Annotated in this window: 14 protein-coding genes, 1 tRNA gene and 1 pseudogene; 9 read left to right on the top strand and 7 right to left on the bottom strand. The window is 70.7% G+C overall.

Annotation, left to right across the window (positions count from 1 at the left end; translation table 11 throughout):
* Window positions 1–89 precede the first annotated feature (89 nt).
* From FBY22_RS41820 to FBY22_RS41805, 4 genes are all read left to right on the top strand, one after another.
* Window positions 90–1,382, top strand: coding sequence for a VCBS repeat-containing protein (locus tag FBY22_RS41820; protein WP_260845386.1), 1,293 nt, complete (start codon window positions 90–92; stop codon window positions 1,380–1,382).
* A 173-nt stretch (window positions 1,383–1,555) separates the two neighbouring features.
* Window positions 1,556–3,001, top strand: coding sequence for an FG-GAP-like repeat-containing protein (locus FBY22_RS41815; protein WP_142153892.1), 1,446 nt, complete (start codon window positions 1,556–1,558; stop codon window positions 2,999–3,001).
* A 77-nt stretch (window positions 3,002–3,078) separates the two neighbouring features.
* Window positions 3,079–4,071, top strand: a complete 993-nt coding sequence (locus FBY22_RS41810) for a YIP1 family protein (protein WP_142153890.1) — start codon at window positions 3,079–3,081, stop codon at window positions 4,069–4,071.
* A 173-nt stretch (window positions 4,072–4,244) separates the two neighbouring features.
* Window positions 4,245–4,466, top strand: a complete 222-nt coding sequence (locus FBY22_RS41805) for a hypothetical protein (RefSeq protein WP_142153888.1) — start codon at window positions 4,245–4,247, stop codon at window positions 4,464–4,466.
* Window positions 4,467–4,878: 412 nt separating this feature from the next.
* Here FBY22_RS41805 and FBY22_RS41800 read toward each other — a convergent pair.
* Together FBY22_RS41800 and dcd are read right to left on the bottom strand one after the other, a co-directional pair.
* Window positions 4,879–5,389, bottom strand: a pseudogene (locus FBY22_RS41800) (phosphoribosyltransferase).
* A 4-nt stretch (window positions 5,390–5,393) separates the two neighbouring features.
* On the bottom strand, window positions 5,394–5,969 hold the full coding sequence (dcd, locus tag FBY22_RS41795) for a dCTP deaminase (RefSeq protein WP_142153886.1): 576 nt from the start codon (window positions 5,967–5,969) through the stop codon (window positions 5,394–5,396).
* 509 nt (window positions 5,970–6,478) lie between these two features.
* Between dcd and FBY22_RS41790 the strand changes: the two genes are divergently transcribed.
* A tRNA-Gly gene (locus FBY22_RS41790) sits at window positions 6,479–6,552 on the top strand.
* A gap of 105 nt (window positions 6,553–6,657) precedes the next feature.
* On the opposite strand, the gene FBY22_RS41785 is transcribed toward FBY22_RS41790, so the two are convergent.
* A complete protein-coding gene (locus tag FBY22_RS41785; protein WP_313905487.1) occupies window positions 6,658–8,646 on the bottom strand; it encodes an Ig-like domain repeat protein in 1,989 nt (662 codons plus the stop codon).
* A gap of 114 nt (window positions 8,647–8,760) precedes the next feature.
* A complete protein-coding gene (locus FBY22_RS41780) occupies window positions 8,761–9,537 on the bottom strand; it encodes a calcium-binding protein (RefSeq protein ID WP_142153882.1) in 777 nt (258 codons plus the stop codon).
* A 369-nt stretch (window positions 9,538–9,906) separates the two neighbouring features.
* Here FBY22_RS41780 and FBY22_RS41775 point away from each other — a divergent pair, with 369 nt between their 5' ends.
* Window positions 9,907–11,091, top strand: a complete 1,185-nt coding sequence (locus FBY22_RS41775) for a type III polyketide synthase (RefSeq protein WP_142153880.1) — start codon at window positions 9,907–9,909, stop codon at window positions 11,089–11,091.
* Between the two features lie 205 nt (window positions 11,092–11,296).
* On the opposite strand, the gene FBY22_RS41770 is transcribed toward FBY22_RS41775, so the two are convergent.
* From FBY22_RS41770 to FBY22_RS41760, 3 genes are all read right to left on the bottom strand, one after another.
* Window positions 11,297–13,459, bottom strand: a complete 2,163-nt coding sequence (locus FBY22_RS41770) for a SpoIIE family protein phosphatase (RefSeq protein WP_142153878.1) — start codon at window positions 13,457–13,459, stop codon at window positions 11,297–11,299.
* A gap of 290 nt (window positions 13,460–13,749) precedes the next feature.
* Window positions 13,750–14,220 (bottom strand): VOC family protein, encoded by a 471-nt coding sequence (locus tag FBY22_RS41765; protein ID WP_174267429.1) that lies wholly within the window; start codon window positions 14,218–14,220, stop codon window positions 13,750–13,752.
* Window positions 14,221–14,345: 125 nt separating this feature from the next.
* A complete protein-coding gene (locus FBY22_RS41760) occupies window positions 14,346–14,819 on the bottom strand; it encodes a hypothetical protein (RefSeq protein WP_142153876.1) in 474 nt (157 codons plus the stop codon).
* A 364-nt stretch (window positions 14,820–15,183) separates the two neighbouring features.
* On the opposite strand from FBY22_RS41760, the gene FBY22_RS41755 reads away from it, so the two are divergent.
* The 3 genes from FBY22_RS41755 (at window position 15,184) to FBY22_RS41745 (ending at window position 17,665) form a co-directional block, all read left to right on the top strand.
* On the top strand, window positions 15,184–15,564 hold the full coding sequence (locus FBY22_RS41755) for a MerR family transcriptional regulator (protein WP_142153874.1): 381 nt from the start codon (window positions 15,184–15,186) through the stop codon (window positions 15,562–15,564).
* Between the two features lie 231 nt (window positions 15,565–15,795).
* Window positions 15,796–15,999: a cold-shock protein gene (locus FBY22_RS41750; RefSeq protein WP_007383480.1), complete on the top strand. Its 204-nt coding sequence runs from the start codon at window positions 15,796–15,798 to the stop codon at window positions 15,997–15,999.
* Window positions 16,000–16,174: 175 nt separating this feature from the next.
* Complete coding sequence (locus FBY22_RS41745) at window positions 16,175–17,665, top strand: DEAD/DEAH box helicase (RefSeq protein WP_142153872.1); 1,491 nt, start codon at window positions 16,175–16,177, stop codon at window positions 17,663–17,665.
* The last annotated feature ends 7 nt before the right edge of the window (window positions 17,666–17,672 follow it).

The following is a 17,672-nucleotide window of genomic DNA, read 5'->3' as shown; positions in this document are numbered from 1 at the left end:
ACTGTGCCCGGGCGCGGGCGGGCTGTCGCGGTGTCCCGGACGCGTGCATGATGAGGCCGGCGTTGTCGGGTGGGCGGGCGGGGTGGGCGGTGCGCGTGCGAAGAGACGGGCCGACGGTCACGGCGGCGCTGTGCGGCTGCCTCCTGCTGCTCGCCGCCTGCGGCCCCGGCACGGACACCCCGGCCGCCGGGCACACCCCCGCACGGGTCGCGGACGCCCCCGCCAAGCTGCCCGTCCCGCACGGCACGGGCAGCAAGGTCGCCGACGACTTCAACGGCGACGGCCACCGCGACCTCGTCCTCGACGACCTGGTCAAGGCCCACAGCCACGCCGACGACGCCGGCATCGGCATCGTCTACGGCGGCGCGCGCGGACTCGCCCCGGGCGCACGGCAGTTGCTCGCCCCCGCCGCCTACGCGGCGCGTACCGGGGGTCGTCTCCCGGCCGTCTTCGACGCGGAGGCGAGCTGCGACCTGGACCGGGACGGCTTCACCGACCTCGTCGTCTCGACGGACCCGCCCTATGACGGCCGCGGCCGGCCGCCGGTCCCGCTCCAGATCCTCTTCGGCTCCCCGGCGGGCCTGACCCGCGCGGTCCACCTCACCGTCCCGGCCCGGGCCCGCGCCGGCACCGACTGGCCCGACCAGCCGGTGTGCGGCGACTTCGACGGCGACGGAGCGCACGACCTGGTGCTGCATGCGTCGGGCGGCCGACTCACCTACCTGCGAGGCCCGTTCGGCCGTAACGGCACCCCGCGCGCGTCCGCCGCCCCCCTCTCCTCCACCGGCGAGGCCCCGACGGGCCCCGCGGCCGACGTGAACCGCGACGGATACGACGACCTCGTCGTCCGTACGACGGAGGACTCCGGCGCCTCGACGATCGTCCTCGGCGGCCCGGACGGTCCCACCCGCACCGGCACGGCCCTCCCCGAGGGCCTCGACGTCGCCCTCGGCCGTTTCGGCCGGGGCAGAGCCCTGGACGCGGCGGTCGGCACCACCGCCGAAACGTCCCTGCGCTACGACCTCCCCGCCTCCGCCCGCGCCACCCTCCCCGTCTCCGGCCCCCGCCTGGCCACGGCGGACCTCGACGGTGACGGCCTGGACGAACTCATCGCCGGCGGGCGCGGATTGAAGGTGTTCCACGGCCGCGAGTCCGGCCTCTCGGCTTCGGACACGGTGACCGTGAAGGCGCCCGTCCCCGGCACGACGAGGGTCCTCACGGCGGCGGACTTCGACGGCGACGGCCGCGCCGACCTGGTGGTACGGACGTACCGGGGCGAAACGAAGGACACGGTCGAGGTCCTTCCCGGGGCCGGGAAAGGGCTGGTGGCCCAGCGGCCGGCGGTCCGCTTCTCGACGGCCGAGTTCCTGGCCGACCGCTGACACCGCCCGGTGATCGGCCGCCGTCCCGCCCGAGAATATTTACCGTACTCACGTACAACCCTTACCCGGCGGCGAAGGTCTCCTGATCGCCTGCCGCCCCGCACACCGGACGGCGGGCACGCCACCGACTGTCGATGCCCCCGGGCATCCCCGCATGCCGCAGGAGACCCCGCATGCACAAGACCCTGCGACTCGCCCTCGCGTCGGCCACCGCGGCCGCGCTGACGGGCGGGCTGCTCACCCTCACCGCAGCCCCGGCGACGGCCGCCACCGGTCTGGCCGCCGACTTCAACGGCGACGGCTACCGCGACACCGCCGTCGGCGCCCCCTGCGCCACCGTCGGCACGGTCTCGTGCGCCGGCGCGGTCGTCGTGCTCTACGGCTCGTCCTCCGGTGTCTCGGCCACCAGGAAGACCGTGATCACCCAGAACTCCACCGGCGTCCCGGGCACCGCCGAGGAGCTCGACCGCTTCGGCGGCGGCCTCGCCACCGGCGACCTGGACGCCGACGGCTACGCCGACCTGATCGTCGGCACCCCGAACGAGGGCATCGGGGACCGTGCCGGCGTCGGCAGCGCGACCGTGATCTGGGGCTCCAAGTCCGGCCTGTCCGGCGGCGCATCACTGCCCTCCCCGTCCGGCCTGAGCGAGTGGGGCGGCTACTCCGGCTCCATCGCCACCGGCGACTTCAACGGCGACGGCAAGACGGACGTGACCATCACCGGCCAGAGCCGCACCGGCCTGTACCGGGGCCCCTTCGCCCGCACCGGCCAGCCCGCGATCCTGTCCGCCGTGGACGAGGTCGGCTCCACCGATGAGGTGATCGCCGGGAACATCGACGGCGACCGGGCGGCCGAACGGGCGTACCCGTACACCCAGGAGAGCGACGAGGCCGGGATCATCGAGTACATCGACTACGACCCCGAGGGCTGGGAGAGCCACCCCGACTCCGACTACGCCACCACCGCGCTGCCCGCCGCCGACGGCCACCAGGGCGCGGTCGGCGACATCAACGGCGACGGCTACGGCGACCTGGTGCTCGGCGACCACCAGGACCCGCGCGCCGACAAGACGAGCGGCCACAAGGGCGGCCAGATCAGCGTCTGGTACGGCGGCCCGAACGGCCCCGACCCCGCGCAGACGCCGACGGTCGTCCACCAGGACACGACCGGCGTCCCCGGCTCGGGCGAGGCCGACGACCTCTTCGGCTCGGCGCTCGCCGTCGGCGACGTCAACGGCGACACGTACGCCGACGTCGCCGTGGGCGCCTTCGGCGAGGACAACGGCACCGCCAAGGACTCGGGTTCGGTGACGATCCTGTTCGGCTCGGCCACCGGTCTGAAGACCTCGAACGCCAAGTCGTACACCCAGAACACCACGGGCGTGCCCGGCACCAGCGAGACCGGCGACGCCTTCGGCGTGACGGTCCGTCTGACCGACCTCGACAAGAACGGCAAGGCCGACCTCGTCATCGGCACCGGCAACGAGAACGGCTACGGGGCGATCACCGTCCTGAAGGGCACCGCCTCCGGCCTCACCACCACCGGCGCCAAGTCGTTCACCGCCCGCGACCTCTCCCTCAAGGGCAGTGCCGACCTCGGCTGGGAGATCGCCCAGTGACACAAGGGGACTTACGGTCTCCGGGGGCTCCCGGGGCACCCGGCTCCCTAGGGGTCCCTGACCCGTCCCCTTAGGGGATGTCACAGGTCGGCCGCAAAGCCGGGCCCGAACGGCCGGGCCCGGCACGTCACTCTCCGGGACCAGGTACGTTCGAAGACGTGGCTGGATTCAGGATCGGACGCGGCGCCCGGAACAACGGCGCTCCGCAAACGCGACCGCAAAACCCCCCGCACGGACAGCAGACGCCGCAGGGACCGTCGTACGGCTACCCGCCGGCGCCGCATCCCCACCCGGGTCGGCAGCAGTACGGCAACGGCGGCGGCCAGTATCCGCAGTCGGGCGGCGCCGGCGGCTACGGCGAGCCGGAGTACTTCGGCGACGGCGGCGGCTACGCGCCCCAGGGCGGCCCGGACCCGTACGCGGCCAACAACCCGGGGCACACGCAGGCGTTCTCCGTCGGCGAGGACCCGTACAGCCAGGGCGAGACCTACCGTGCCGGTTCGGCCCAGCCGCCGTCCGGCCCGATCGGTCCCCGCCTGCACTGGAAGGACCTGCTCCGGGGAATCGTCCTCTCCCCCGCCCAGACGTTCCTGCAGATGCGGGACTACGCGATGTGGGGCCCCGCCCTCGTCGTCACCTTCCTCTACGGCCTGCTGGCCGTCTTCGGCTTCGACGGCGCCCGTTCGGACGCGATCAACGCCACCCTGTCGAACGCGGTGCCGATCGTCCTGACGACGGCCGTCGCCATGGTCCTGTCGTACTTCGTCCTGGGCGTGGTCACCCACACCCTCGCCCGCCAGCTCGGCGGCGACGGGGCCTGGCAGCCCACGGTCGGCCTCTCCATGCTGATCGCGTCCCTCACGGACGCCCCTCGCCTGGTCTTCGCCATGTTCTTCGGCGGCGACGCGACGTTCGTGCAGATGCTCGGCTGGGCGACCTGGGTCGCGGCCGGTGCGCTGCTGACCATGATGGTCAGCCGCTCCCACGACCTGCCCTGGCCGAAGGCCCTGGGCGCGTCGGCGATCCAGCTGATCGCCCTGCTGTCGATCGTGAAGCTGGGCACGTTCTAGTCGGTGAGGGCGGCCCGCGGGTCGGTGAGGGCGGCCCGTGGCCGGATTTTTTACCCGACCGCGTCTCTGCCCTCATCTCGAAACACCAGGTCAGCGGCGGGTCGCCGGCGCCTCCATCCGGATCTGTGCCGATGGCCACAGCGAACGGGACCCGGCTGGGCGCATACTGAGCCATGACAAAGCCTGCGGCACAGAAGCGCCATCTGCCCACGAGCCCGTTCAAGGCGCCGGTCGCACCGGCCCCGAAGCACTTCGCGACGGGCGATCAGGTCACTCACGACATGTACGGCCTCGGCCGGGTGATCGGCATCGAGGAAGGCATCGCGGCCCTCGTGGATTTCGGCACGGCACAGATGCGGATCCTGAGCCCGTACACCAAGATGACCAAGTTGTAGAACCGCTGTGCCCGGACGTGGCACACCAGGCTCCGTCAGGGGCCTGCAACGAAAGGCAGAACTCTCATCGACCAGACTTCGCTGTTCTCCGCCCTGGAAGGGCAGCCACGCCGTTCCACCGCCGTCTCACCGCCTCCGGCGACGGAGCCCTTCCAGGCCCCGGACTTCGGAGGGGACGAGATCTTCGAGGACGAGCCCTTCTCGTCCGGGGCGGGGGAACCCGAGCCGACCACCCGTACGGCGCCGCGCCGGCCCGCCCGGCGGTAGCCGACGGCGGCCACGAACCCGACGCCGCAGCAGCGAGAGAGCCCCCCGGCACTTCACCGAGGGGCTCTCGTGCTGCCCGTGACCGAGAAGCACGCCGTTCCTCCCCCACCTCATGACCGAAGTCGGAGCGACCTCATGACCGAAGTCAGAGCGCTTCCCTCGACGGAGTGATCGGCACGCCCGACTTACGTACCACGGGCAGGACGCTCCACGGGAAGTTGATCCACTCATCGGTGCGCTTCCACACGTACTCGCACTTCACCAGCGACTGCGGCTTCTCGTAGATGACGGCGGAGCGCACCTCGGCGACGTGGTCGAGGCAGAAGTCCCGCACCAGCTTCAACGTCTTGCCGGTGTCGGCGACGTCGTCGGTGATGAGGACCTTCTTGTCGGAGAAGTCGATGACGTTGGGGACGGGGGGCGAGCATGACCGGCATTTCCAGGGTGGTCCCCACCCCGGTATAGAACTCCACGTTCACCAGGTGGATGTTCTTGCAGTCCAGGGCGTAGGCGAGCCCACCGGCGACGAACACCCCGCCGCGCGCGATGCTGAGGACGACGTCCGGCTCGTAGCCGTCGTCGGCGATGGTCTGCGCCAGCTCCCGGACGGCCGTCCCGAACGCCTCGTAGGTCAGGTTCTCCCGCGCCCCGCTCACCCCGTCACACCTGCGTCCTGTGGAAGTTCAGGTAGGAGCGCGAGGCGGTGGGCCCGCGCTGCCCCTGGTACCGGGACCCGTACCGCTCGCTGCCGTACGGGAACTCGGCCGGCGAGGAGAGCCGGAACAGGCACAGCTGCCCGATCTTCATGCCGGGCCACAGCTTGATGGGCAGGGTGGCGAGGTTGGAGAGCTCCAGGGTCACGTGACCGGAGAACCCGGGGTCGATGAACCCGGCGGTGGAGTGGGTGACGAGCCCGAGCCGGCCGAGGGAGCTCTTGCCCTCCAGGCGGGAGGCGAGGTCGTCGGGAAGCGTGATGACCTCGTACGTCGACGCGAGCACGAACTCCCCGGGGTGCAGGATGAACGGCTCGTCGCCCTCCGGCTCCACCAGCCGCGTGAGGTCGGGCTGCTCGACGGAGGGGTCGATGTGCGGGTACCGGTGGTTCTCGAACACCCGGAAGTACCGGTCCAGCCGGACGTCGACGCTCGACGGCTGCACCATTGATTCTTCGAAGGGATCGATCCGTACCCGCCCGGCGTCGATCTCGGCCCGGATGTCCTTGTCTGAGAGAAGCACGCCCCGAGGATACGCAAGGCGCGCGAGCCGACCACAATCGTGGCAACCCGCGCGCCTGCGGTTACTGACTACTGTGCCGCTACCGCCTCTCGAGACTGACCGGTACGACGCTGCGAAGCCGCGCACAGCGTGGACATCGGAGCAACCGACCAGGGCCGAGTCGCTCGGCCTGCTGCATCGGGAACGAAGCGGTGCTGAACACGTGCCCATCGGGACAACGGACGACGGTGCGCTCCATCAAGTTCTGGAGTCCCTTCCCCAAAGAGCCTCGCCGGGCTGCTCACCGGACGACAAATGCCACATTACGGGATTAAAGGAACGACTCTCCAGGCGGCACTCCGGCCTCACCCGGACCCTCTCCCACGCCTCCACCGTACGCCCCAACTCCGGCCGCCCGCAGCCCCGTCCCTCCCCTGAAACACACTCAGACCCCGCGGCTTCAGCGCCGGGGGTCTGCCATGAGGTAAGGTGATGTTGCGTTCCGACACCGACCTCGGTCGGCGTCTTACGCGGGTGTAGTTTAATGGTAGAACATCAGCTTCCCAAGCTGAGAGCGCGAGTTCGATTCTCGTCACCCGCTCCATGCGAAACCCCCAGGTCAGAGACCCGGGGGTTTTTTGTTGTCCAGGAAGTTGTGTCCCAAGGACCGGCGCGTCATCGGACGCGCCGGGCCTGGGGGCGGGCGGCCTCAGCTGGTGAAGGTGAAGTACTTCCAGGAGCCGTGCGTGGTCGAGTTCACGGTGTCGCCCGAGGTGTTGTTGATGTAGGACGACCGCACGCGCATCGAGTAACCGGTCTGGTGCGTGCCGCCCAGTTCCACCAGCGACTTGCCGGTGGAGTCGAGCTTGAAGTACTGGGAGCCCGCCGAGCGCCAGGCGCCGTCGGAGTAGATCTGGAACTGCAGTCTCTGCGAGCGGCCGGGGTAGGCCGTCATCGTGGTCGTGAAGAGCGGATTCGTCGTCTTCCGGAAGTAGTACTTGGTGTGCCCGCTGACCGTGGCCGTCTTGTAGTAGCGGCCAAGGCTCAGCGACACCTTGACCTTCGCGCCCACCCAGCTCGTGGCCGTCTTCGGGGCGGTCCGCGCGTCGCCGGAGAAGGACGCGCTCACCGTGGTGTCGCGCTTCAGGGTCAAGGTGACCGACAGGTTGCCCTCGCTGTTGACCGTGCCGGTCTTGACCAGGTACGCGCCCTTGCCGTCGCCCGCGGTGTCCGCGTACAGCGAGAGCGTCCGGTTCTTGTACGTCGTGCCGAGGTGGGCGGTGAACGTCACGTTGCCGGCGTAGTCGTAGACGTTGCCGTTCTTGTTCACCGTCAGGGTCGTGGAGTTCCGGGAGACCTCGACCGTGTCGGAGGCGGAGGCAGTCGTGCGGTCGGCGTCTCCGGCATACGAGATCTTGTACGCGACCTTGCCGCCCGCGGGCGGGGTGTCGGTGAAGGAGAAGGTCCCGTCCGCCTTCACCGTCACGGCCGGGAGCGCCTTGCCGTTCGGGGACTCCAGGTCCGTCCGGGCGACCGCGACGGTGGTCCCCGCGGGCAGTCCGAGCGTGTTCGTGACCTTGCCGGAGACGGTCAGCGACTTGGCACGGTCGGCCGTCGCCGGGGCGTTCACCGTGATGGTGGTGACGGCCTTGCCGGGGTCGGTGACGACGCGCAGGCGGTACTTGTTGGTGAGGCCGTGTGTGACCGCGAAGAGCCGGCTGCTGTCGGGCGCGAAAGCGAGGTCGCCGTGATCGAGCAGGGTCTCTTGGGCGACTCCGTTCTGGTAGTCGGTGAAGTCGACGGTCCGCCTCGGCGTCGTGCTGCCCGGCTTGTAGACGGACACATGGGGGAGATTGAAGGAGGCGTAAGTGTCAGTGCCCCCCGCGACGAGGCCGTCCGGCGCGACATCCACCGACCGCTGTTCCCAGTAGCTGCTCGGATACCGGATGGTCTCCGACAGGTCTGAGGTCCGAAAGACCTGCTGGAAGTCGCCGGCCGTGGTGGCCACCACCAGCTCTGTGCCGTCCGGGGTGAGCGCCAGGTCCTCCGCGGTGTTGCCGATGGCCGCGTCCTGCCCGCCGAGGAACGCGGTCCGGCCGGCCGTGCCGGACGACACGTCATAGATGCCGAGGGTGAAGTAGTACTGGCGCGAGCCTGCCGCCAGGGTGTCGGGAGCGCCGGGTGCCGAATCCAGCAGGGGAGCGTCCTTCCACGTCCCGTCGGCCTCCTGCGCGAGCGACACCTGCGTCTGTCCGCCGGACAGGTCGAGAGAGCCGATGTTGCCGTGCCCGACGCTGCCGTAGCCGAACCAGAGTTTGCCGCCCGCGAGCGCCAGGTGCTGCGGTTGTGTGCCGTCACCCGTCGCGTACCGCCCGGTCTCGGTGACCGTCGCCGTGTCGATGGCCACGATCTCGTCAGCTCCCGGCACGGCGACGTAGACCGTTGCCGAGTCGGCGGAAAGCTCCAGGCCGTCCGCCTGCGGCAGCGAGGTGATCGTCCCGATGACGGTGCCGTCGTAGTCGGTGGCGACGACCTTGCCTCCCGACGGGTCACTGATGAAGACCCGCTGGTGAACGCCGTCCACGATGATGTCGCCGCTGGACGTGATGGGCAGCTCGGCGCTGCTGTCCGCGACAGCGGCGCCCGCGGCCGAACCGATCAGGGCTACAGAACTGAGAGCGACCGCGAGCGCCGTCACGGCCGAAATGCTGCGCACACGCACAGATGCAACTCCCACCAGGAGAACAGGACTGCCCACAAGACCCCTGGAGCCCCTTCAGGGTTGTACCGCCCGAATGTCTTTGCTGCGCGCCTACGACCCCGTCACATCGACGAAGTCGCCCGTTGCTTTTGCGGAGGCCGTTGTCGTGGTGCCCGGGAAGTAGTAGCGCCAATAGCCGTCGGCGGAGGCAGTGACAGTGGTCTTCAAGTTGCCGTAGCTGTTCGTGTAGACCGTTTTCACCGTGTTGTATGTACTCGTGCCCGCCTTGCGGAACTGCAGTTTGACCGGCTGGTTGGTGTAAGCCCGGTAGTCGAACGACTCCCAGTTGGCGCGAGTGAGCTTGCCCGTGACGGTGATCGTCTTGCCCTTGGCGACGGGTTCCGGGGAGGCGTTGACCGACAGCCGGGAGTATCGCTTGACCAGGACGGTCGAGTACGCGTTGACGGCGATGCCGCCGTTGCCCTTGTCGTAGGCGTCGACGGCGACGTACCACTTGCCCGCGACCGAGTTGCCGGGCAGATCCTGCGGGTCGATGGTCGCCGTGATGGCGCACTTGATCGTGGTGGCGTCGATGTCCGCGCAGGTGCGACCCGCCTGCAACGAGTACGCGTCGGGCTCGAAGAAGTCCGTCCCGTGCCACAGGACCCAGCGTGCGAAGTCCATCCCGTCAGGGTCGCTCACCGTCACGGAGCCCTTGATCGTCACCGTGTTCTGCGTGCCGATGGCGATGTCCTTACCGCCATTGACGCTGACATCCACGATGGTGGTGTTTCCGCCCCACACCTCGTCCGCCTGAGCGCCCCCGCCGGTGAGAGCGGTGAGAGCCAGTGCGCCGGACAGGGCGGCGCCAATGGCGGTTTTGCGCATGAAATCCCCAGGAGATGAGGCCTGCCGTCACCCCCTGGCAGGCGCCCCAATAGTGCCCGCAGTTTAGGGATTTCATAGCCACCCGTACATCTGTGCCCATCGGTAACTCCCGACGTGACATTCCTCGACGGCATGTCAGGTGGGGGCTGAGGGCGGCGGGGTGCTGCGGTGTGCGCCGTTTCACGCATCGCAGAGGCGCCCAAGTTGCCCATGTCACAGCGCAAATGCCCTTTTGGCGTCCATGCTCGAAACGGACACGTAGTCCCGAACTAGAGCGCAACGTCATCGATTTGATCGAATCTCGCCCAAGTGGCACATGACACAGCGTTCGTGATGTTCTCCCTCGTTCTCTGTAGAAAGGTGCCGAATATGGCCGCTTACCTGTGCCCGCCTGCCGTGATACACGGTGAACACGCTGTGCGGACAAGTCAGATCGTGGACGAAGTGCGCAATCGGCACCCGCACGCGGCGTGGGCGCCGCGGATCGACGGCATCGCGGCCAGTACGGGTATCGAAACCCGTGGCTGGATGCTGCCGTTGGAGGCCGCCGTCGCGCCCGGCAAGGGGAGTGCTCTGCCCGCTGCCGGCGTCGCGCCGGCCCGACAGGCCCTGGCCGGGAGCGGGTTCGGCGAACAGGACGTGGATCGTGTGATCGCCGCCCTGGAGTCGATACCCGCGCCGCAGACCGTGCAGGAGCGCACCGCGCCGGCCTGGGCGGCCGTGCAGTCGTACGGCGAGCGTGCGGCGCGCGGGGCCCTGCAGATCGCCGGCCTGGACGCCGCGGACGTCGACTGTCTGATCACCAGTCACTCCACCACGCCGGCGCTGCCGGGGCTGGACGTCTCCCTGGCCAACCGACTCCCGCTCCGGGCCGACGCGTTGCTGCTGCCGGCCACACAGTGGGCCTGCATAGCCGGGACCCGCTCCCTGGCACTGGCGGCGGATCTGGTGGCCGCGGACCCCGACCGGGTGGTCCTGGTCGTGATAGGGGAGGCACTGAGCACGACGTACCAGCCCGCTGACGACACGCTGGAGTCCCTGATCGTCCGGCTGCTGTTCGCGGACACCGCGGTCGCCGCGGTGGTCACCGGTCGCCCGAGGCCCGAGTCGGTGCTGCGACTTGACGCCGCCTGGCACCACACCCTGCCCGGCACCCAGGACCTGCACCGCCTGGAGACACGGGAGGACGGCACCCACTTCGTGATGGACCGGCGCGGGCCGCGCGCCGTGCAGGAGACGGTCACCGCGATGTGGGAGTGGCTGCGCCTGCGTTACCAGGACGACCCCGACTCCTGGCACCCCGACGTACTGCTCGCGCACCCTGGCGGGACGCGGGTGCTGGAGTACATGGAGCAGACGATGCCCGACGGATGGCCGTCCGGGCTGCTGGACTTCAGCCGGGACAGCTACACCACCGGCAACCGCGGGGGCGCCGCCGTGTTCGACATCATGCGGAGGGCGTACGACGCCGGGCAGAAGCAGGGCAGCCGTGCCGTCCTGTACGCGGCTGCCCCGGGCCTCACGGCCACCGCCCTGGAGGGGGAGTGGCTGTAACCCGTACCGCCGTGGCACCGGCCGGGCGGGCTCACGCACCGCCCGGCCGAAACCCCGTCGCCGCTCGACCGAAGCCCGTCACCGCCCCGCCGAACCCCGTCACCGCTCGACCGAAGCCCGTCACCGCCCCGCCGAAACCCCGTCGCCGCTCGACCGAAGCCCGTCACCGCCCCGCCGAACCCCGTCACCGCTCGACCGAAGCCCGTCACCGCTCGACCGACGCCCAGACCACCTTGCCGGTGTCCGTCCACCGCACGCCCCACCGGGTGGTGAGGCCATGCACGACGTGCAAGCCACGGCCGCCGTCGTCGAGGAGCCCGCTCGGGCCCAGCCGCGGCCTGCCGTTGCCGGTGTCGCCCACCTCGCACAGCAGGCCGCGGCCGGTCCTGATCAGCCGTACCGTGATGGGTCCGCCGGCGAAGCGGACCGCGTTGGCGACCAGTTCGTCGACGACCAGCAGCACGCTGTCCCGGGTGTCGTCCCTGGTGCCCCACCGCCTCAGCAGCTCGGAGGTCAGCGCGCGGGCGCGGGCGGCCGCGACGCCGCGAGCGGGCAGCCGCCAGGTCGCGGTGTCCCCCTTGCGGTAACCGATCATGCGCGCGAGCAGCAGGGTCACGTCGTCGCGCCGGCGCGGTGGCGCCAGCGCCGAGACCACGCGCCGCGCGGCCTGTTGCAGACCGTCCCAGGGGTGCACCGAGGACACGGCGTCCGTCAGCCTGTCGATGCCCTCGTCGATCGACAGGGCGGGATCCTCCACCAGGCCGTCGGTGTAGAGGGCGAGCAGCGAGCCCGGCGGTGCGGAGAACGCGTGCACGTCGTACGGCTCCCGTAGCGCGAACTCGGCGCCGAGCCCCGGGTGGGGGCGTATCGCGACCGGGCCGGCGGGTCCGCCCGGGGCTACCAGGATGGGCGGGAGATGGCCGGCGCTGGCCAGCTCCACGTGGTGGCTGACCGGGTCGTACACGGCGATGCAGCACGTCGACCCGAGGGCGCTGTAACCGGCCGCCAGCCCGGACTCCGCGTCGTCCAGCAGCGACACCGTGTCGTCCAGGTGCTCCAGCACCTCGTCGGGCGCCAGCCCCGCGGACAGCAGCGCCCGGGCCTCCATGCTCAGCTGCCCCATGGTCGCCGCGGCCCCCAGGCCGTGCCCGACCACGTCCCCGACCACCAGCGCGGTACGGCCGTCCGGCAGGGGGAAGCTGTTCACCCAGTCGCCGCCGACGCCCGCACTGTCGGGGGTGGCGGGCTGGTAGACGCTGGCCGTCTCGATGGTGTCGCCGGCGGACCTCGGCAGCAGTCGGCGCTGCAACGCCAGCACCTGCGTGTGCTCGCGCTGGTGCTGACGGGCCAGGTCGACGTGGTGAGAGGTCCTGGCCACCAGCTCCTGCAGGTCGAACAGCTCGCTGTCCGCGAAGGGGCGGTCCGCCCGCCGCCAGACCTCGGCCACCCCCAGGACGACGGGCGGATCGCCGTCCAGGACCAGCGGGATGCACGCCACCCCCGCCGCCTGGTCGCCGGGCACCAGGGCGCGTACCAGCCGTGGACTGCCGAGGACCCGCTCGATCGCCTCCCGGTCGGGAATGACGATGGCCTGCGCGAAGTCGTCACGCCGGATCGCCTGTGACAGCAGGCGGCTCGCGTCGCCGGGAAGGTCCTCGCCCGGCGTGATGTAGCCGTCGGGCCACGCCCGGTCCGGCACCAGGGCCGCCCGCCGCAGCCGGATGCGCCCCTGCGGCTGTTCGGTGACCACCTCGCCCGTCCATACGGCGAAGTCGAGGTCGATGGCGGTGACGTCTCCCCAGGCCAGCAGGGACTCCGCCAGCGACTGCGCGGTCTCGCCGATGTCCAGCGAGGTGCCGATCGCGGTCTCGGCGGCGTACAGGTGCAGCCTCCTGGCCATGGCGATCAGCGAGACGGTCAGGCCCTCCTGAGGCGCGGCGGCGGCCAGGATGCTCATCGACACCACCAGCTCCGACCCGTCGGAGCGCCGCAGGCGCTGAACCCGGGCGACGTGCGGCTCACCGGTCTCGAGGACCTGCCGCAACCGCCGCGTGACCGTCGGTACGTCCCAGGGGGGCAGGAGGTCGACGAAAGGGTTTCCGATCACGGCCTCCACCCCGGCGAAGACGGGGGCGTCCAGATTGCAGCGGGTGATTCTCAGGTCCCGGTCCAGATTGACCGCGCCGAGAATTTGCTCCTGCCGGGCGGTGGGCGGATCGGCGGGGACCTGTCGGGCGGCGGCGTTGTCGTCCTGCGGCTCGGCGGAACCGGCGGCCGCTGCCGCCCCGCCGGCCGGCATGTACTGCCCCAAAGCGCTGCTGACCATGTCGAACGGGGATGCAGAAGAGGGGGGTGGGGTGGAGTCCATGCGGCTCTCTCAGCTCGCTCGCCAGCCCCGGCACCACGCCGGAGCCGTACCAGAATCCGGGCGACAGGGTCCCGCGATTCCTGACCGCAAACCTCATTCAATAACACCCGGGGCCGCTTCGCCTACACCTGCGGATCGCACGGCGAGCACGGACAGTGGCCGGATGAACTGTTCTCGGCGAGGAGAGATGTGTGTCGGGTTCGGTCTTCGGCTTCGGTTTTCGGGTGCGGTTTCCGGGCCTCGGTCCCCTGGTCGGTCCGCGGGCGCCGAGGCCCGGAAGAAACCCGGGGTCAGGGGCGGGCGGCGGTGTCCTGTGCGGCGGCCTCGTACGCCTCGGGGCCCTGTGCGGCGGCCGCCGGGTCCATCCACATGACCTGCCAGCCGTGGCCGTCGAGGTCGAAGAAGCTGCGGGAGTACATGAAGCCGAGGTCCTCGGCGCCGTCCGCCTCGGTGGCGCCCGCCGCGAGCGCCGCGGCGCCGACCTTGTCGACCTCCTCGCGGGAGGACACGCTGAAGGAGTACAGCGCCAGCGCGTGCGTGGTGGGGTCGGCCATCGGCAGTTTCGAGAACTGCGCGAACTTCTCCCGGGTGAGCAGCATGACGAAGGCGTGCTCGCCGACCAGCATGCAGGCGGACGTCTCGTCGCTGAACGCCGGGTTGAAGGTGAACCCGAGCCCGGCGAAGAACTCCTTGCTGCGCGGGAGGTCGGTGACGGGGAGGCTCACGAACAGCATGCGGCCGGGGTGTACGGGGTTGGTCATGGCGGGTCTCCAGTCGGTGGCTCGATGGCGTGCGTCCTGGTAGACAGCGGGGGCCGGCGGAACTCATCGGTCGTGGCCGCGGTGCTCTTCCCCGGCGTCGGGCGACCCGCGGGGGCGGTCTCGGGTCAGCGGCTCCGGCGCGGGCCGCCGAGCGGCCTCGGGGCGCGGGGCAGCCCGCGGATCGTCAGGAACACGCACAGGGCCGCGAGGGGGAGCTCCGCGGCGGCCGCCATTGCCAGAGCCGCCATGAGGTCGGTGCCCGACGTCGCCGTGGTCGTGTCGAACCAGGCGTCGGCGAGCAGGAGCGCGGCGGTCGCGGAGGCCGCGAGGACGCGCCGGGGGTCGCGCCACAGGACCAGCAGGCCCGTGGCCACGAGGCCGACGGCTTCCAGGCCGTCCAGTCCGACCCAGGTCAGGGACTCCCGGGCGGTGTCGACGAGGACGCCCGCGGCGAGTACGACCAGCCAGGGCACGAGGGCCAGACCGCAGGCGATGAGGCCGTGGCCGATGCGGGACCGGGTGCGCTCGTCCATGACCGGGTCCGTGACGGACGCGCCGGCGGACGCGCCGGTGCGGGGCGGAAGGTCGAGGACGCTCATACGGCGGTCTCCTGGTTCGTCGGCAGCGGCGGCTCGGGCGGTGGCGGCCTCCTCACGGTCTGTTCTCGGGTCGCCCGCGATCAGTCGTACGAAACCCGGATCCCGGGGAGGGGTGGAGCGAGGTCGGCCGGGGCGGGCGACGACGTCATCGTCCCTCCGCGATCTGAGCGACCTCTGTGAGCCCCATGAGAAAGGGCTTCAGCCACCGGAGGCTCCCCGCGCGGTACCGTCAACCGAGAAAGTCTGTTGCGGCGGGGCCATGTCTTCGCGGTGGGCGGCGTTAGGGTTGTCCATCGGGTGTGCGGTGTCGGATCTTCGGCCGTGGTCACCCGGTCCCCCGCCGCGTTCCCGAAGACAAGGTGCTATGCCCGCTGACAACACCCCTGCCGCCGGGAACCTCGACGACGACGACTACCCCGCCTACACCATGGGGCGGGCCGCCGACGTGCTCGGGACCACTCCCGCCTTCCTCCGGGCCGTCGGCGAGGCCGAACTGATCACTCCGCTGCGGTCGGAGGGCGGCCACCGCCGGTACTCACGGCGGCAGTTGCGGATCGCCGCCCGCGCCCGTGAGCTCGTGGACCAAGGCACCCCCATCGAGGCCGCGTGCCGCATCGTCTCCCTCGAGGACCAGCTCGACGACACCCGCCGTCTGAACCGGGACATGCGCCGGCAGCTGGACGAGGGCGACGGGCCCGACGAGCACTACGCCGACGAGCACTACGAGGCCGACCCGGATACCTAGTCCGGCCGCTGCAGAATTACGCGGTATGACGGAGTGAGGCTTTCGGAGTGATCAGGAAATCGATGGGGGCTTCCGCCGGACCTGTGTTAGCGTGATAGCAGTTGCAGTTTTGGTTGCCAGAGAATTTTTTCTTTGCAGAGCTTTCCGGATCCTTCCGGAGGGGTGATCATCGCGGCGACTCGGACTCCGTAAAGTGCGGTTTCCGGCACTGCCCCTCAAGGGAGATTCAATATGGCATCTGGCACCGTGAAGTGGTTCAACGCGGAAAAGGGCTTCGGCTTCATCGAGCAGGACGGCGGCGGCGCTGACGTGTTCGCCCACTACTCGAACATCGCCACCAGCGGCTTCCGCGAGCTTCAGGAAGGCCAGAAGGTTACCTTCGACGTCACGCAGGGCCAGAAGGGCCCGCAGGCCGAGAACATCGTTCCCGCCTGACGCTGACGCGACCGCGTGACTGGGGCCCGCACCTTGGGGTGCGGGCCCCCGGTCATGCTCTCCGCATTTCCCGGGCGTATTCAGGCCCATTTCTTCGGCTCATTCTTGCGAATCCTCGTGCGGCTCCCGCTGCGGCTGGAATTCCTCGATACGCCGCATCGAGGAGGGTTCCTCCATGGACCGCACCCGCCGTAACGGCCGCGCCTCCGGCCGTTTCCGAGCCCAGGAGAAGGGCCGCCAGAGTCATCGTCCGGACACCGGGCGGACCGGTGGCCGACGGGCACACGTCACACCGCGTCCGCAGGAGTTCACTCTTCCGGCGACCCTGACCGAGCCGCTGCCGCCGGTCGCGACGTTCGCCGAGCTGGACATGCCCGCCCGCCTCCTGAGCGCGCTCGACGCGGAGGGCGTGAGCGTGCCCTTCCCGATCCAGGCGGCCACCCTGCCCAACGCGCTGGCCGGACGGGACGTACTGGGCCGCGGGCGCACCGGCTCCGGCAAGACGCTCGCCTTCGGCCTTCCCGTGCTGGCCCGGCTCGCCGGTCAGCGGGCCCTGCCCAGGCAGCCGCTCGCCCTCGTCCTCGTCCCCACCAGGGAACTGGCCGGACAGGTCACCGACGCGCTCACCCCCTACGCCCGCGCCCTGCGGCTGCGGCTCGCCACCGTCGTGGGAGGCGTGTCGATCGGCCGCCAGGCGAGTGTGCTGGGCGGCGGCGCCGAGGTCGTCGTGGCGACGCCGGGCCGGCTGAAGGACCTCATCGAACGGGGCGACTGCCGGCTGGACCAGGTCGGCGTCACGGTCCTGGACGAGGCCGACCAGATGGCCGACATGGGCTTCCTGCCGCAGGTGACCGCACTGCTCGACCAGGTCGGCCCCGGGGGCCAGCGGTTGCTGTTCTCCGCCACCCTGGACCGCAACATCGACCTCCTGGTACGGCGCTACCTGCACGACCCCGTCGTGCACTCCGTCGACCCGTCCGCGGGTGCCGTCGCCACCATGGAGCACCACCTGCTGCACGTGCACGACGACGACAAGCGCACCACCGCGACCGAGATCGCCGCCCGCGAGGGGCGGGTGATCATGTTCCTGGATACCAAGCACGCCGCCGACCGGCTGGCCAAGCACCTGCTGTCCGTGGGCGTGCGCGCCTCGGCCCTGCACGGCGGCAAGTCGCAGCCGCAGCGCAACCGGACGCTCGCCCAGTTCAAGGAGGGCCACGTCACGGTCCTGGTGGCGACGAACGTCGCGGCCCGCGGCATCCACGTCGACGACCTCGACCTGGTCGTGAACTTCGACCCTCCGGGCGACCACAAGGACTACCTGCACCGGGGCGGGCGTACGGCCCGGGCCGGTGAGTCCGGCACGGTCGTCACCCTCGTCCTGCCGCACCAGCGGCGCGCGATGGACCGTCTGATGACCGACGCCGGCATCACCCCGAGCACCACCCGGGTCCGGCCCGGCGAGGCCGAACTGCAGCGCATCACCGGCGCCCGGACGCCCTCCGGGGTGCCGGTCACCGTCACCGCACCCCCGCCGGCCGGCCGCAGTGAGGGAACCGGCGCCGGTTCCGGCGGTCGCCGCCGCAGGGGACGGCCCGGCGGCCGGGGCGGGGCCGTACGGACGGCTACCCGAAGCCGCGGGTCCGCGCCGCGCGGCAAGTCGTAGCCCGGGT

This window comes from Streptomyces sp. SLBN-31 (assembly GCF_006715395.1).
Taxonomy (GTDB): domain Bacteria; phylum Actinomycetota; class Actinomycetes; order Streptomycetales; family Streptomycetaceae; genus Streptomyces.
This window is presented reverse-complemented; position numbering and strand designations above follow the sequence as displayed.